The 15,649-nt window shown below is 72.9% G+C and carries 13 protein-coding genes; 7 read left to right on the top strand and 6 right to left on the bottom strand.

Annotated elements, in window-relative coordinates; all coding sequences use genetic code 11:
- Nucleotides 1-52 precede the first annotated feature (52 nt).
- Both ABD211_RS15405 and ABD211_RS15400 read right to left on the bottom strand, forming a co-directional pair.
- Nucleotides 53-970 carry a DUF3152 domain-containing protein gene (locus ABD211_RS15405; RefSeq protein WP_344131375.1) on the bottom strand — a complete coding sequence of 306 codons (918 nt, stop codon included), beginning with the start codon at nt 968-970 and terminating at the stop codon, nt 53-55.
- 56 nt (nt 971-1,026) lie between these two features.
- The gene (locus ABD211_RS15400) at nt 1,027-1,470 is read right to left on the bottom strand and encodes a response regulator (protein ID WP_344131372.1); all 444 of its coding nucleotides are present in this window, start codon (nt 1,468-1,470) and stop codon (nt 1,027-1,029) included.
- 158 nt (nt 1,471-1,628) lie between these two features.
- Here ABD211_RS15400 and ABD211_RS15395 point away from each other — a divergent pair, with 158 nt between their 5' ends.
- The 3 genes from ABD211_RS15395 (at nt 1,629) to ABD211_RS15385 (ending at nt 4,428) form a co-directional block, all read left to right on the top strand.
- Complete coding sequence (locus ABD211_RS15395; RefSeq protein WP_344131369.1) at nt 1,629-2,606, top strand: anti-sigma factor RsbA family regulatory protein; 978 nt, start codon at nt 1,629-1,631, stop codon at nt 2,604-2,606.
- A 75-nt stretch (nt 2,607-2,681) separates the two neighbouring features.
- Nucleotides 2,682-3,077 (top strand): hypothetical protein, encoded by a 396-nt coding sequence (locus ABD211_RS15390; RefSeq protein WP_344131366.1) that lies wholly within the window; start codon nt 2,682-2,684, stop codon nt 3,075-3,077.
- Nucleotides 3,078-3,165: 88 nt separating this feature from the next.
- Nucleotides 3,166-4,428: an acyltransferase family protein gene (locus ABD211_RS15385; protein ID WP_344131363.1), complete on the top strand. Its 1,263-nt coding sequence runs from the start codon at nt 3,166-3,168 to the stop codon at nt 4,426-4,428.
- Here the strand turns inward: ABD211_RS15385 and ABD211_RS15380 are convergent.
- Complete coding sequence (locus tag ABD211_RS15380; RefSeq protein ID WP_344131360.1) at nt 4,425-5,033, bottom strand: hypothetical protein; 609 nt, start codon at nt 5,031-5,033, stop codon at nt 4,425-4,427. The two genes, ABD211_RS15385 and ABD211_RS15380, sit on opposite strands and share 4 nt — an antisense overlap.
- 131 nt (nt 5,034-5,164) lie before the next feature.
- On the opposite strand from ABD211_RS15380, the gene ABD211_RS15375 reads away from it, so the two are divergent.
- The 4 genes from ABD211_RS15375 to ABD211_RS15360 all read left to right on the top strand — a co-directional run bounded on the left by ABD211_RS15375 (nt 5,165) and on the right by ABD211_RS15360 (nt 12,009).
- Nucleotides 5,165-7,465: a rhamnogalacturonan lyase gene (locus ABD211_RS15375; RefSeq protein WP_344131357.1), complete on the top strand. Its 2,301-nt coding sequence runs from the start codon at nt 5,165-5,167 to the stop codon at nt 7,463-7,465.
- Between the two features lie 274 nt (nt 7,466-7,739).
- Nucleotides 7,740-9,497 (top strand): pectate lyase family protein, encoded by a 1,758-nt coding sequence (locus ABD211_RS15370; protein WP_344131354.1) that lies wholly within the window; start codon nt 7,740-7,742, stop codon nt 9,495-9,497.
- Nucleotides 9,498-9,580: 83 nt separating this feature from the next.
- Nucleotides 9,581-10,447 (top strand): hypothetical protein, encoded by an 867-nt coding sequence (locus ABD211_RS15365; protein ID WP_344131351.1) that lies wholly within the window; start codon nt 9,581-9,583, stop codon nt 10,445-10,447.
- Nucleotides 10,444-12,009, top strand: coding sequence for a hypothetical protein (locus ABD211_RS15360; RefSeq protein WP_344131348.1), 1,566 nt, complete (start codon nt 10,444-10,446; stop codon nt 12,007-12,009). The genes ABD211_RS15365 and ABD211_RS15360 overlap by 4 nt, the downstream gene beginning before the upstream one ends.
- 303 nt (nt 12,010-12,312) lie before the next feature.
- Here ABD211_RS15360 and ABD211_RS15355 read toward each other — a convergent pair whose 3' ends face one another.
- From ABD211_RS15355 to metE, 3 genes are all read right to left on the bottom strand, one after another.
- On the bottom strand, nt 12,313-13,470 hold the full coding sequence (locus tag ABD211_RS15355) for a glycosyltransferase (protein ID WP_344131344.1): 1,158 nt from the start codon (nt 13,468-13,470) through the stop codon (nt 12,313-12,315).
- Nucleotides 13,457-14,437: a glycosyltransferase family 2 protein gene (locus ABD211_RS15350; RefSeq protein WP_344131341.1), complete on the bottom strand. Its 981-nt coding sequence runs from the start codon at nt 14,435-14,437 to the stop codon at nt 13,457-13,459. The genes ABD211_RS15355 and ABD211_RS15350 overlap by 14 nt, the downstream gene beginning before the upstream one ends.
- 130 nt (nt 14,438-14,567) lie before the next feature.
- Nucleotides 14,568-15,649 (bottom strand): 5-methyltetrahydropteroyltriglutamate--homocysteine S-methyltransferase (metE, locus tag ABD211_RS15345; RefSeq protein ID WP_344131338.1); only part of this gene is annotated, 1,082 nt, incomplete at its 5' end.

Here is a 15,649-nt window from a genome sequence, read left to right as displayed (position 1 = left end):
GGACCGTCAGGCAGGTTATTGTGCGCCGAATTGTCGGCTATCCCGGCGCGGGTCAGGACGACAGCCACGGGCCGACGACGAAGGTGCCGGCGGACGAGAAGGGGTACTGGTTGGGGGTGCAGCCGTTCAGCGCGATGGTCTGGGTCTGCATCACCGGCGCCGTCCTGCCGGAGCCGGGGCACTTCATGTGGTTGAAGCCCAGGAAGTGGCCGACCTCGTGGTTGATCACCATGGCGCGGTAGAACGGCAGGTTGGTGAACCCGGTCGTGCCGTGCAGCCAGCGCCGCAGGTTGATCATGATGGTCTTGCCGTACCGGCACGAGTACACCCCGGCCGTGTCGACGCCGGCCGAGCCGCACAGTTTGTCGACGGTGTTCGGGGTGGCCAGCCGGATGCGCACGCTGTACGAGCTGTCGTCGACCTGCTGGAAGCGCCACGACGCGTCGGTCATGTCCTCGGCCTCGTTGGTGACCGGGTGGGCCGCCGACATCGTCCAGCCGCGCGGATCGGCCAGGACGCCGTTGACCACGTCGGCGAAGCCCTCCGGCGTCCACTTCGGGACGCTGCCCCAGGAGATGCCGTCCTCCAGCTCCACCCGGTACTTCACCAGGGTGGTGCCCTCGCCGACGACATCCGTGGACCCCTCGGCCACCGTGAACGTGCCGCCGCCCTTCGTGGGCGTGCCGTCGCTGGGGCTCGTCGAGGGCTTCGTCGTCGGCTTGTCCGCGCCGGCGGTCACCGTCTTCTTGAGCGTCGGCGACGGCTTGGGTCGGGTGGGCGACGGCTTCGGCGTCGGCCGGCGCGACGTGGTCGGCGCCGCGGGCGTGGTCGGCGCGACCGTCGGGGCGACGGTCGGCCCCTCGATGCCGGCCGGTGGGGCCGCCGCCCGCGGCGTCGGGCCGGCGCACGCCGTGACGGCGCCGAGCAGCAGCGAACAGGCGAGCGCCAGCGCTCGCGAGCGAACCCCCATGGGTGACCGTCCTCCCCCGTACCGGCGGTCAGACTAGCCGTCCGGGGCGCGTCCGGTCAGCCCACCCGGAGTACGGCGAAGCCGAGCTCCTCGACGTGGCGGACGACCTCGACGATGCGCTGGAAGTCCACCGGCTTGATGATGTAGTCGGTGACCCGCAGTCGGCGGGCCCGCAGGATGTCACGTTCCGCGAGCGAGCTGGTGAGCACCACGACCGGGATCTCCGCGAGCACCGGGTCGGCCGCGAGGCGGTCGAGCAGGTCCCGGCCGTCGAGGCCCGGGAGGTTCAGGTCGAGCAGGATGAGCCCCGGCAGCGCGGCCCCCGCGTACGGCCCCGACCGGCGCAGGTACGCCAGCGCGGCGTGGCCGTCGCCCATGACGACGAGGCGGTTGTGCAGCTTGTACTCGTCGAACGCCTCGCGGGTGAGCAGCACCTCACCGGCGTCGTCCTCGACGAGAAGGATGTCGATGGGGTGGGCGGGGGACGTCGGCTCAGCCACGGGGGCTCCCTCGGCCGGTCGGGGTTGTGTCTGGCGCGGCCAGTGTATGACAGTTCGTCGGGATTGACATTGACAGTGGCACGCTACGCTGGCTGGATACAGTCGTCCGGCACGGTTGAGGAGGTGCGTGCATTGGGTACGCATTCTCTCGTGACCGGATGCGACAGCGCGCGCACGGGGCGGACCGGATGAGGACGGGCGCCGCCGCTGGTTACCAGGGGTATCTGCACGAGGCCGTCTACTACCGTTCCGCCGGGGAACTGCTCGCGGTGGCGGTCCCGTTCCTGCTGGGCGGGGTCGAGGCGGGCGAGCCGACGGTTGTCGCCCTGGGCGAGGAGCACGCCGGCCTGGTCCGCGAGGCGACCGGTGGCGATCCCCGCATCACGTACCTGGCGGGCGGCGAGATGTACGCGCGCCCGGCCAGCGCGATCCGGGCATACCGGTCATTGCTTGTCGACCACGTGGCGGCCGGCGCTGGGCAGATCCGCATCATCGGCGAGCTGGCCGCCCCGGCGTTCGGCCCCACCTGGGACTGGTGGGCCCGCTACGAGTCGGCGATCAACCACGCGTACGACGACTTTCCCCTGTGGAGCATGTGCGCCTACGACGCAAACCGGACCCCGCCGCACGTGCTGCGCGACGTGGCCCGGACCCATCCATCGGTCGCCGAGCCCGGCGGGCGCCGCCGGAGCCCGTCCTACACGGACCCGACGACGTTCCTGCTGGAGCCCCGCCCGCAGCCGGACGACCCGGTGCAGCGCACCCGGCCGGTCGCCGAACTGATCGATCCGCTGCCCGCGGCCGCCCGCCAGGCGGTCCGGGGGGCCGATCCGGGCACGCTGCCGGCCGGTGCGCTCGACAACCTGGTCATCGCCGTGAGCGAGGTCGTCACCAACGCGATCCGGCACGGGCAGGCGCCCGTACTCATGCGGCTCTGGACCGGCGCGGACCGGATGGTGGTCACGGTGAGTGACCGGGGGCCCGGCCCGAAGGACCCGTTCGCGGGCCTGCTGCCGCGCACGGACGGCGAGCCCGGCGGCCTCGGCCTGTGGCTGACCCATCAACTGTGCGACTTCGTGACGGTCGACCGGCGGGACACGGGCTTCACGATCCGCCTCGTCGCGGGCGGTTTGTAGACAACACGACCCAGGCACGGCCATGGGCGTCCGGCCGGGTACGGTCGGGCGGATCGGCGTGGGCGAGGTGGCGGGATGGCGATGGTGACGACGGTGCTCCGTCGGGTCGCTGTCGCCTGCGCGCTCGCCATGGCCGTCTGGGTGGTGCACGGGCCGATCCTGTCGACCACCACGGCCCACGACCACAGCGTCCAGCCGCACGGCTGGGCCGCGGCGCCCGCGTCGACCGACCCGGGCGCGGCGGCGGACTGCCTCGGCGACCCCGGCCGTCAGGGCGATCACGGTCACACGAAGGTCTCCGTCCCCCTCGACCTCGCCGACTCGGGCGCGGCCGCCGCCCCGGTCGGGACCGTGCCCGTGTCCGGCGGCGAACCGGGCCTCGTGGACGGCCCGGACGACGCCCGGGGCGAGCCTGCCGAGCCGCCCGGGCGCCCGCCCATCAACGTCCTCATCTGCGTCAGCCGGACCTGAGCCGACCGCGCCGGCCCTTCGCGGCCGGCCACGTGTCGTGCCCGCCGCGCGCCCCCGCGTGCCCTCCGGAAGAGGACCCCCAGCCGTCATGTCGACCGTTACCGGTCCGGCGCTGCCACGTGCCGGCGCCGACCACATCGAACCGCCTCCGCCCGCGCGGCCGGTGGGTCAGTCCCGGTTGCCGAGCCTGACCGGCATGCGGTGGGTGGCCGCTCTGCTGGTCTTCGGCGACCACATACTCGAGGACTACCTCGCGCCGCACTTCGCCGTGTCCCCCGTGGTCGAGTCCGGATCGTGGCGGCTGTTGAAGTTCGCCGGCCCGTGGGGCGTCACGTTCTTCTTCATCCTGTCCGGTTTCGTGCTGGCCTGGTCGGCGCGGACCGCGGACACCCGGTGGGCGTTCTGGGGTCGGCGCCTGGCCAAGATCTATCCGAACCACCTGGTCACGATGGCGGCCGCCGTGGTGCTCGCCCTGATCGTCGGCATTCAGATCACCCCGGGCCAGCTCCTCACGCACCTGACGCTGACCCAGGCCTGGCTGCCGAACAGCGGGGTTTTGTTCTCGCTGAACGGGCTGAGCTGGTCGCTCTGCGCCGAACTGTTCTTCTACCTGAGCTTCCCGTTCATCCTGCCGTACCTGCGGCTGCTGTCCGTGCGCCAACTGCGGATCGCGGTCGTGGTGCTGCCCGTCGTCGTGATCGGGTTCCAGTTCGCCATCATGGCGGTGGAGGACCCGGCCTTCATGTCGTGGCTGACGTACTTCTGGCCGCTGCCGCGCATCTTCGAGTTCGTCATCGGCATGGCGTTGGCGCTGCTCACGAAAGCCGGGGCGTGGCGCGGGCCGAGCCTTCGCCAGGCCGTGGCGCTCCTGTGCGCGGCGATGCTCGCGGGGATGTTCCTGCCCGCGCCGCTGGGCCGGGCGCCGGCGGTGATCGTCCCGATCATGTTGCTGCTGCCCGTGGCCGCCCTCGCCGACGTAGCGGGGACGCGCACCGTGTGGGCGCACCCGCGGATGGTCTATCTGGGCGAGGTGTCGTTCGCCTTCTACATGGTCCATCTGCTGGTGATCCGGGCCTGCCACGAGGCCGGGTTGTTCCCCGAACGGGTCACCGCGGTGTGGATGGTGATCGGCCCCGTGGTGATGTTCGTCTTCTCGTTCATCGCCGCGCTGGCGCTGTACCACGGCGTGGAGAAGCCGATGATGCGGTTGCTCTCGCCGCGCGGCAGACCCGGCCGGCATCTGGCGGCGCAGCCGGCGTGGTGGGGGTCGCGACCCGCCCTCGTGCTGTCCGTCATGGGCGTGGCCGTGCTCGCCACGGTGCCGGTTGTCGCGGTGGTGTTCGCGGGTTAGGCCGGCGTCTCCAGCCAGGGGTCGCGCAGGTCGAACCACTCGGGCTCGCCGACCATGAGCGCGCCCATCTCGGCCATCTGCGCCTGGACCTCGGGCGGTGGCTCCTTGCGTTCGCCCTCGCGCGCCTCGGCCTCTGACGTGAAGTAGATGACGGTGGTGAAGGCGCCGTCGCCGTGATTGACGGTGACGGTGCCGAGGACGTCCGGCCGGAGCGCGGCGAACTCCTCGGGATCGGACTTCATGAGCTCCCGCGCCCGGGCCAGGTCCGTCATGCGGCCGACCATGAACTGGACGAAGCCGGCCCGGTCGGGATCGCCGATGAGGTCGAGGTCGACGTCCTCGCTGTCGACCATCGTCGGGTTGTCGCCGAGCAGGTGCTTGTGCCGGTTCCACCACGCCGTCTGCTCGGGTCGGTCGGCGTTGCGCCGCGCGTCGGCGGTGGAGGCGAACCGGACGATGCCGATGAACCGACCGTCGTCGGTGACGCCGGAGGTGGCGCCGAGCCAGCCGGTGGCGCCCGGCGCGAGGTCGCGCTGCCACTCCTCGAAGGCGGCGCGCAGCGCGGCCGGATCCGTGACCTGCCCCTGAATGACCTCAACAAACATCGCGGACCTCCGCGAAACGGTTGCTTCTGGCCCAACCCTACGCGAACGTGCGGCGGGTGGCGGGGCGGTCACGTAAACGGTACATTCATAAACATCAATCAATTGGATCGTTTCATTAAGTGGAGGACCCGATGCGCGCCCCTCGTCTGTCCCATCGACCGCCGCCGAGGAGGGTCACGGCCCTGCTCGCGGCGGCGTGCGCGGTCGCCCTCGTGCTGGCGACGCCGGCCGCCGGTTCCGCGCGGCCGGGCGGCGTCCTGCTCGAACGCCTCGACCGCGGGCTCGTGGCCGCCGCCACGGGCGAGGGGGTCTTCCTGAGCTGGCGGCTGCTCGCCACCGAGGTCACCGGCCACTCGGCCACCGGCCTCACGGGCGCGAACTTCCGCGTCTACCGCGACGGTGCCGCGATCGCCACGGTCACCGACAGCACCAACTACCTTGATGTATCGGGCACCGTCGACGCAACCTATCGAGTGGCGCCGATCGTCGGCGGCCGCGAGCGCGGTCGCAGCGCCCCCGCCGCGCCGTGGGCCGGCAACTCCTACGACCTGCCGTTGAACAGGCCCGCCGACGGGGTGACCCCGAAGGGCGAGGCGTACACGTACTCGGCGAACGACATGAGCGTCGGCGACGTGGACGGCGACGGGCAGTACGAGTACGTCGTGAAGTGGGACCCGTCCAACTCCAAGGACGTCTCCCAGGTCGGCTACACCGGCAACGTCTACATCGACGCGTACGAGCTCGACGGCACCCAGCTCTACCGCATCGACCTCGGCGTGAACGTCCGCGCGGGCGCGCACTACACCCAGTTCCTGGTCTACGACCTCGACGGCGACGGCCGCAGCGAGATGATGTTCAAGACCGCGCCGGGGACAAAGATCATCCGGTACGCCCCGGACGGCAGCGTCCGCTCCGAGCGCTACATCACGCTGCCGCGCGAGGACGTGCGCGCCGGCGTCGCGCACACCGACGACTACCGCCTGTCCGCCGCCGACTACCGCGAGCATCTCGTCGAGATGTTCCAGGGCTGGTCGACGCACCCCGAGGTGGTCGCCGGGCGCTGGCCCGCCACGCTCGAGCAGGCCTTCGGCATCGCGCCCGCCTACACCTACCCGCTGTCGCGGGCCGACGCCACGACGCTCGTCGACTACTTCATCGACGTGTACGCCCCGGCGCGCAGCACCCGCAACCTGCTGCGCAACTTCGAGGGCTTCATCGTCGACGGTCCGGAGTACCTGACCGTGTTCGAGGGCGCCACCGGGCGCGAGCTGCAGACGATCCGCTACAAGCCGGGCCGGCACGACGACGGGCTCATGTGGGGCGACTACGCGATGGCGCGCATCGAGCCGGGCAACCGGGTCGACCGGTTCCTGTCCGGGGTGGCCTACCTGGACGGACACCGCCCGTCGGCGGTCTTCGCGCGCGGTTACTACACCCGCACCACGATCGTCGCGTACGACTGGGACGGCCGGAAGCTGCGCGAGCACTGGTACGTCGACAGCGGCTGGGTGCCGATGACCAACCCGTTCAACGACGGTCCGCACGGTCGCGACGGCACGGACCCGGAGTTCAGGACCATTACCACGCAGGGCGACCACTCGCTCTCGGTCGCGGACGTCGACAGCGACGGCAAGCAGGAGATCATCTACGGGTCGGCCACCATCGACGACGACGGCAGCCTGCTGTACTCGTCGTTCGGCACGCTCCCCGAGGGCAGCGCGGCACCCGGTTCCTATGTCCGGCTCGGGCACGGCGACGCCATGCACGTCACCGACATCGACCCGGACCGGCCGGGGCTGGAGATCTACACCGCGCACGAGGGCGCCACCTTCGCGCCGTACGGCATGGCCATGCGGGACGCGGCCACGGGTGGGGTCCTGTTCGGGGCGTACTCGGGGCGCGACACCGGCCGGGCGATGATCGGCGACGTGCTGCCGGGCGTCCGCGGCCTGGAGGCGTGGGCCAGCCTGCCCGGCGGCTCGGACTCGTTGGGGCTCTACTCGGCGGCCGGCGTGCTCACCCCGGGCGCGATCCCGGGCACCAACATGAGCATCCGGTGGGCGGCCGACGGCACCACGCAGATCGTCGACGGCAACCTCGCGGTGACCCCGAAGATCCTGGACTGGCGGCGCGGCACGCTGCTCACCGCCGACGGGACGCTGTCCAACAACGGGACGAAGGGCAACCCGAGCCTGGTCGCCGACATCCTCGGCGACTGGCGCGAGGAGCTGCTGCTGCGCACCGCCGACAGCACCGCGATCCGGATCTACCTGTCGACCGAGGTGACCGGCCGCAAGATGTACACCCTGATGCACGACCCGCAGTACCGGGTGGAGGTGGCCCGCCAGCAGACGACGTACAACCAGCCGTCGTACCCGGGTTTCTACCTCGCGTCCGACACGGACTGGTCGCGCGTGCCCGTACCGCGTTGACCGGCGGATGGTGGGGCCGCCGCTGCGGCCCCACCATCCGTACCGCCGCTGCCTGCGGGCGGGAGCGGCCCACCTTTGGCGCCATAGCGCTGGAATGCCGGAGCGGATTCCAACGCTGTGGCGCCAAAACGCGGTAGCGGCCGCGATCAGTGGGCGGATCGCGTTTCATTGACAGTCGTTGACGTCCGGGTTACGGTCGCTTCAGGAATGCGCTTTCCTTCATTGGCCGCCGTGTGCACCGGGGCCGCTCCACCGTCCCCTCGGAAGGTCCACCATGGACGTACGTGCCACCCTCCGGGCGCGTCGCTGGCAGCTGTCGGTCGTCGGCGGCGCTGTCGCCGCGCTGACCGCGGCCGCGATCGCCTTCGCTCCCGGCGCCAGCGCCGCCACCGAGTTCAGCGACACCTTCGAAAGCGGGCTGGCCAGCAGCTGGTCCAAGTCCGGCGGCACCTGGGCCGTCGTCGCCGACGGCTCCCAGGCGCTGCGGCAGTCCAACGCCGGCAGCGAGAACGCCCGGCTCTTCAACGGCTCCACGAGCTGGACCAACGTCACCGTGCAGGCCCGGGTCAAGCCGCTGAGCCTCGGCTCCGGCGGGTTCGTCGGCCTGCTCGCCCGCGCCACCGGCTCGACGACGTTCTTCCGGCTGGCCCTGCTGCCCGGCAACCAGGTGCAGCTCCAGTCCGTCAACGGCGGCTCGGTGACCGTGCTCGGCAGCGCGTCGCGCACCGTGGCGACGGGGACCTGGTACACGCTCGCCATCGACGTCAACGGCAGCACGGTCCGCGGCCTCGTCGACGGCACCCAGATCGCCTCCGGCACCGCGTCGTCGCCGACGTCCGGCCGGATTGGCCTGCAGACGTCGTACTCCACCGCGTCGTTCGACGACGTGATCGTGACCAGCGGCGGGACCACCACCCCGACCAGCGCGGGGCCGACCACGACCCGGCCCGCGACCACCACGGCGGCGCCGACGACGACCCGCGCGGTCACCTCCGCGCCGGCCACCACCCGGGCCCCCGCCACCACCACCGGCGCGCCGGTCACCAACAACCCGGGCAACGCCAGCGGCCTGGTCGGCTTCGCCACCCTCACCGGGTACGGCCGGACCGGCACCAACGGTGGCGCCGGCGGCGCGACCGTCACCGTCTCGACGTACGCCGCGCTCGCGGCGGCCGTCGCCGACGACACGCCCCGCATCGTGCGGGTGTCGGGCACCATCACCAACGGCGGCGGCGACATGCTGGACGTCGGCTCGAACAAGACCATCATCGGCGTCGGTACCAACGCGACGATCAGCGGCTTCGGCTTCGACGTCAACGGCTGGGGCCCCGACGAGGTGGCGTGGGGTGGCGACCTGTGCGACCCCGCGGAGAAGGACCGCTTCACGAAGGTGGAGAACGTCATCATCCGCAACCTGTCGTTCCGCAGCTCCGCCGACGACTCGGTCAACGTGCAGTGCTACTCGCACCACGTGTGGGTCGACCACAACACCTTCTACGCGGCCGCCGACGGCTCGGTCGACGTCAAGCGCGGCTCCGACCTGGTGACCGTCTCGTACAACCGGTACATCGGCACGGACAAGTCCATGCTGCTGGGCCACAGCGACTCCAACGGCGCCCAGGACACCGGGTACCTGCGGGTCACCTACCACCACAACTGGTTCGACGGGTCGAACACCCGCCACCCACGCGTGCGCTTCGGGTACGCCCACGTGTACGCGAACTACGTCGAGGTCGACGACTACTTCCTCGGGCTCGGCGTCGGCGGGAGGATCTACGCGGAGAGCAACTACGTCAAGAGCGCCAAGACGATCACCGAGGACTTCGGTGACACCGCGCTGACGTGGACCTCGAGCAACTACTACAACACCGCCACGATCACCCGCGCCAACGACAGCGGCAAGACGATGGCCGACTGGCTGCGCATCACCGGCGGCGTCGCCGCGCCGCCGTACAGCTACTCGGCCGGTTCCGCGCCGTCCTCGCCGCCCGCGGCCGGGGCCGGCGTGAGCGGGGCGGACACCATCCCGTAGTACACGCGGCGTTCCCCGTTTGTTCGCCGGGGCGTGCCAGGGTGGTCGGACCCGTTACCTCCGACCACCCTGGGCGCCCTTTCGTGCACCACGCCAACCACTACTACGGGCACTCGCATGTGCTGGCCCGCTACTGCGGGCTCGACGACCGCGACCCGCCGCGCATCCACGGCTACCTGCAGCACGGCTGGAACATCGGCGACGGCCTCGCCGACGACCACGAGTTCGTCACCGGCACGCCGATCCTCGTGTGGTCCGAGCGCACCCGCCGTCGGGCGTGGTCGATGGGTCGGCGGGAGGTCCACGTCGTCGGCGCCCCGTTCGCGTATTTGCTGGCCATGGCGGCCGAACCGCCCGCGCAGCGGGACGGGACCATCTGGTACCCGTTCCACGGGTGGGAGGGTCAGCACGTGGTCGGCGACCACGCGCGGCTCGTCGACCAGATCCGGGCCACCGAGCCCGGTCCGGTCACCATCTGCCTCTACTGGCAGGAGTACCGGTCGCGGCGGGTGCGCCGCCGCTACGAGCGGGCCGGGTTCCGGGTCGTCTGCCACGGGTACCGGGGCGGCTGGTGGCAGGACCTCGACCCGGCGTTCCTCGACCGCCAGCTCGCCGAGCTGCGGCGGCACGCCCGCGTCGCGAGCAACCGGCTCACCAGCGCCGTCTTCTACGGCGCGCTCGCCGGCTGCGAGCCGGCGGTCTACGGCGACCCGATGCTGCTCGAGCGCGACGCGGCCGCGCACGGCGGCCAGGCGCGCGTGCGCCGGCAGTGGGCCGAACTGCACGGCGAACGCGTCGACCCGGTCCTCGCCCGCGCGGCCGCCGTGTCCGAGCTGGGCGCCGACCGGCTGCTCCCGCCCGCCGAGCTGCGTCGCCTGCTCGGCTGGCCCAACCCGTACCAGCCCGCGTACGTGGACGACGGCGCGCTGCTGGCGGAAGGCGTGCGATGAACCCGCGGATGATCGGCGGCGAGATGGTGTCCTGGTCCGACCTCGATGGCATTCGTGCGCCCGGCCCGGCCGGCGGCGCCGCGCCGGCCCGCCTGATCGGCGCGGCAGGGGTGGCCGGGCGGGTGCTCGTGGCCGGGCCGCACGACCCCACGCTCATCGACGCGCTGCCGGCCGGGAACGTGACGGTGCTGGTGCGGGGCGTGCCCGACGCCGAAGCGTTGACCGCCCGGTTCGCCGAGCGTCCCGACGTGACCGTCTGCTGCGGCGGGCTGGAGAAGCTCGGGGCCGAGCCGGCCTTCGACGCGGTGGTCGCGCTCGACGGGGTCGGCCGGCTGTCCTCCGTTGAGGGCGCGGAGCTGACCTGGGGCGAGGCGTTCGACCAGCTCGTCGCCGCCCTGGCGCCCGGCGGGCGGCTGCTGTTCGGCATGGCGAACCCGGTCGGGGCGCACCGGCTGGTCGCCCTGCCGGCCGAGCCGACCGACGCCGACTGGGACCACCCCGGGGAGTACGACCTGAGCCGACCGGCCGGGCTCGCCCGGGTGCTGGCCCGGCTCGCGGAGGCCGGCCTCGACGTGGATCGGACCTACGCCGCCTATCCGTCGCCGGCCGCGCCCGCCGTGCTGCTCGGCGACGCGATCCTGGCCGACGGTGCGGTGAGCGGCTACCTGGCGGCCGCGTTGAGCCGATCGTTCGCCGCGAGCGCGGCCCGGGGAGATGGCGTGGCCGCGGCGCAAGCCGGCGGGCCGACCGGTTGGGTGCTCACCGATCCCGGGCGGCTCGCGCGGCGCGCGGTGCGTCACGGCCTGGCCGCCGAACTGGCGCCCGGCTGGGTGTTCGCTGCCCGGCGGGCCGGGGGCGACGCGGCGGGAGAGCTTCCCGAGGCGGTCGTCGACGGCCGGAGGATCGATCGCGATCCGGTGCGCGGGTGGGTCGGCGACGGGGGCGCGTGCGTTCCGCCGGGGCGTACTCTCGAAGATCTTCTGATCGGCGCGGCGGTGCGGCGCGAGATGGGCGAGGCCCGCACGTTGCTCGCGCGCTGGCAGGGTGGCGCGGCTGCCGGGGTGGCCGCGGACCAGGTGATCGTCGGGCCGGACGGTGGGCTGGTCGCGGCGGGACCGGCCGACGCGGCGGCGCTGCGGGCGTTCGCGGTGACGCTGGTTCGCCTGGGGCTCGCGCGGCGCTGGGCGCCCGGCGGCGCGGATGAGGTGGCCGCCACGCTGGCCGCGATGGCCGATCGCGATCCTGCCGGCGGGGATTCTCGCGACCGTCTTTTCGACGACCGCGAGCACGACGGCGGCCGGCCGCCGGACGCGCGGGCCTTTGACGAGCTGATCGCGGAGCGGGACGCGCTGGCCCGGGAACTGGCGGGGGCGGTGGCGAAGGCGCGCTGGTACGAGCGGACGCTCACCGAGCGGGAGGCCGCACTGAACCGGGCACGGCGCGTCGCCGACCTGCTCGCCCCGGCCGGGCCGGCCCGGGCGGGCGCGGCGTTCGTCGGCGGCGCCCGGCTGGCCCGGCGCAGCGCCCGCGCTATCCTGCGCCGGGTGCGCCCGCGCGTCTAGACGGTCGTCTCTGTTGACCACCGGCGCGACACCCGAAGGTCGCCGGGAGCGCCTACATTGGACCCGACAGGGCCGAGGACGGCGGAAACGGGGCGCAACGCGGGGGATCGTCGGGTGAGGTGGACATGTCCGCGGCCTGCCTGGGCGACGGCTCGATCACGCTGACCGCCTTGGACGACCAAGGCCGGCCCACGGGGGTGCGCGTGAGTACGGACTGCGACGTCAGGCTCATGGGCGGCGAGTTCAGCGGCAACGGGTGGGGAGACGGTCCGTTCTGGATCATGCCGTCGCTGTCCGGCGCCGTCACCGCATGGGAGGTGTTCGTGACGGAGTCCAAGGCCCGCCGGCCGGACCCGACTCCGTCATGATCGGCGCGACGGTGTCGTAGAGTGCCTCCAGCGACCGGGTCTGCGTCGTGATGTCGAAGTTGGCGGTCACATGCGCCCGGGCCGCGTGCCCGAGGCGGGCGCGCAGGTCGTCGTCGGCCAGCAGGTGGCGGAGGTTCGCGGCCAGCGTCACGCGGTCGCCCTCGGTGCCGAGCAGGCCGGTCTCGCCGTGCCGCACCGCCTCGGGGATGCCGCTGTGCCGCGTCGACACGGTCGGCACGCCCAGTGCGGCGGCCTCCAGGATCGTGGTCGGCAGGCCCTCGGCGTCGCCGTCGGGCGCGGTCTTCGACGGCGCGACGAACACCCTGGCGGCGGCGACGTGACGGCGCACGGACGCGGGGTCCTGATGGCCGGGGAACGTGGCGTCGAGGCCGAGTCCGGCGGCGCGGGCGCGGATCGCGGGCTCCAGCGGGCCGGCGCCGATGAGGACCGCCTTCACCGGCCTGTCCAGCATGGCCAGGGCCTCGACCAGGTCGTCCAGGCCCTTCTTGGGCACGAACCTGCCGACGAAGGCGACGTCCCACTCCTTCGGCGCGTGCGATTCGGCCGGTAGCGGCACGCCGGTGTGGTGCACCCGGACCTTCGCCGGGTCGGCGCCCAGCGCGAGCGCCCGGTCGGCGACCGGGCCCGACACGGCCAGGATCAGGGCCGCGCGGTCGAACGCGGTGCGCAGGTTGCGCCGGTACCTGCTGCCGCGCAGGCCGGGCGCCGCGGCCTGTGTCGTCACGTCGCGGCCGTGCAGCGTGATGACCAGGGGAATGTTCAGCCGGGCGGCGGTGCGGCTGATCAGCCAGCCGTCCCCGCCGAAGTGCGCGTGCACCAGGTCGGGCCGCAGACTCCTGAGCGTCGCGTCCAGCCGGCGGGAGCCGCCGGTCAGGCGCAGCAGCGGGAAGCCGAGCCGGCCGTCGGGGAACGCGACGACGTCGGTGTCCGCGGCCAGCGGGGAGGCCACCTTGACGGCGCCCACATAGGTCGGTCGCCAGCGCGACAGCGCCGCGCCCTGGTCCCGGACGAACGTCTCCGACCCGAACAGCAGGCAGCTGCGCCAGATGACGACGGGCCTACCGGACGACATCTAGGACAGGCTCCCGGGTCGGCGCGGGGGTCGGCTTCGCCTCCCGGTTGCGGTTGAGCAGCCGGTCGCGCACCGCCCGGCGCAGCTGCGGCGGCAGCAGCCAGATCTGCAGGTACGTCACGTAGTCGATGATGCCCGGCCGGCCGTGCGTGCGGGCCTCGCGCAGCAGGGTGCGGAACAGGGCCGGGCTGCGGGTCGGCGCGGCCATCGACGCGATCACGCTCATGGTCAGCGCCGCGTACGCCCGCCGGGTGAGCAGCGGCCGGCTGCGGCGCAGCCACTCCAGGCACGCCTGCCAGGGCATCTCCTGGCTGATCCGGTCGCGGTCCTCGTCGGTGTGCCACACCACCAGGGGCTCGGGCGCGATGAGCAGCTCGACGTCGTCGTGGTGCAGGGCGCGCAGCGCCCAGTCGAGCTCCTGCATGCGCCGCACCCCGACGGTGAACGGCACCCGGCGCAGCAGGTCCGTCGGCGCCAGGATCGTCGACGTCTGGATGAAGCCCTCGCCGTGGAACAGTCCCCTGCGGACGGTGAAGTACTCACTGAGCGGCTCGCCCGGCGCCGGTAGGCGGCGCGGCATCACCAGCTCGGCCCGGGGCGTGCGGTTGATCAGCCGGCTGGCCACCACCGGCAGCGGCGCGCGCGCCGTGCGGGCCAGGGCCAGCTGCGTCGCGAGCTTCGTCGGCAGCCACTCGTCATCGTCGTCGAGCAGCGCCGTCCACGGCGCCCGCGCGTGCGCGACGCCGGTGTTGCGGGCGTTCTGCGCGCCGCCCGACCCGGGCAGCCCGACCACACGCAGGCGCGGGTCGTCCAGCGCGGCGAGCGCCGGCCCGGTCGCCTCGTCGGGGCCGTCGATCACGACGATGACCTCGATGTCGCGCACGGACTGCGCGAGCGCGCCGCGCGCGGCCCGGACGACCAGGTCCGGGCGCGCTCGGGTCGGGATGACCACACTGACGTCGGGCATGGGGACCTGCCAACTCGTTCGCCGGATAGGCGGCGAACGCTATGGGGTCAGGTCGTCACCCAGGTGAATCCAGGGCGGCCAATGTGGGTACACCCGGGGAAGCCCGCGCCTCCCCGGGTACACCCTGTGTTCACCTTGCCGCGCGGACCTGGGCGGCCGCGGCCACGAGGCGGGCGAGAGCCGGCTCGACCTCGTCGTACGCTCGGGTCTTCAGGCCGCAGTCCGGATTGACCCACAGCCGCTCGGCCGGCACCGCGGCCACCGCGTGGCGCAGCGCCGTCACGAACTCGTCCTCGTCGGGCACCCGGGGCGAGTGGATGTCGTAGACGCCCGGACCGACGCCGCGCCCGTACCCGGCCGCCGCCAGGTCGGCCAGGATCTCCATTCTGGACCGGGACGCCTCGATGCTCGTCACGTCCGCGTCGAGGGCGTCGATCGCGGCGAGCACCTCGCCGAACTCCGAGTAGCACAGGTGCGTGTGGATCTGCGTGGCGTCGGCGACCCCGCTCGTGGCCAGCCGGAACGCGGCGACGGCCCAGTCGAGGTACGCGGCTCTGTCGGCAGAGCGCGGCGGCAGGAGTTCGCGCAGCGCCGGCTCGTCCACCTGGATCACCCGGATGCCGGCCGCCTCCAGGTCGCGGGCCTCGTCGCGCAGCGCCAGCGCCACCTGGTTGGCGGTGTCCGCGAGCGGCTGGTCCGTACGCACGAACGACCAGGCCAGTATCGTCACCGGGCCGGTCAGCATGCCCTTGACCGGGCGGTCGGTCAGCGACTGCGCGTAGGCGGACCAGGCCACCGTCATCGGCGCCGGCCGGGACACGTCGCCGTACAGGATCGGCGGGCGTACGCACCGCGACCCGTACGACTGGACCCAGCCGTGCGCCGTGGCGGCGAAGCCGTCGAGCTGCTCGGCGAAGTACTGCACCATGTCGTTGCGCTCCGGCTCGCCGTGCACCAGCACGTCCAGCCCGAGGCGCTCCTGCAGGGCGATCACCTCGATGATCTCCGCGCGCATCCGCTCGGCGTAGCCCGCCTCGTCGAGCCGGCCCGTGCGCAGCTCGGCCCGGGCCCTACGCAGCGCGTCGGTCTGCGGGAACGAGCCGATCGTCGTGGTGGGCAGGGCCGGCAGCCGCAGCCGGGCCTGCTGGGCGGCGGCCCGGTCGGCGTACGCGCCGCGGCGGGTGTGGCCCGCGCGCAGCGCCGCCAGCCGGG

Origin of the sequence: Luedemannella flava (assembly GCF_039528515.1) — a bacterium.
In the GTDB taxonomy this organism is placed as follows: Bacteria; Actinomycetota; Actinomycetes; order Mycobacteriales; family Micromonosporaceae; genus Luedemannella; species Luedemannella flava.
Note: the sequence above shows the minus strand (reverse complement) of the source record. Positions and strands in the feature narration are given on the sequence as shown.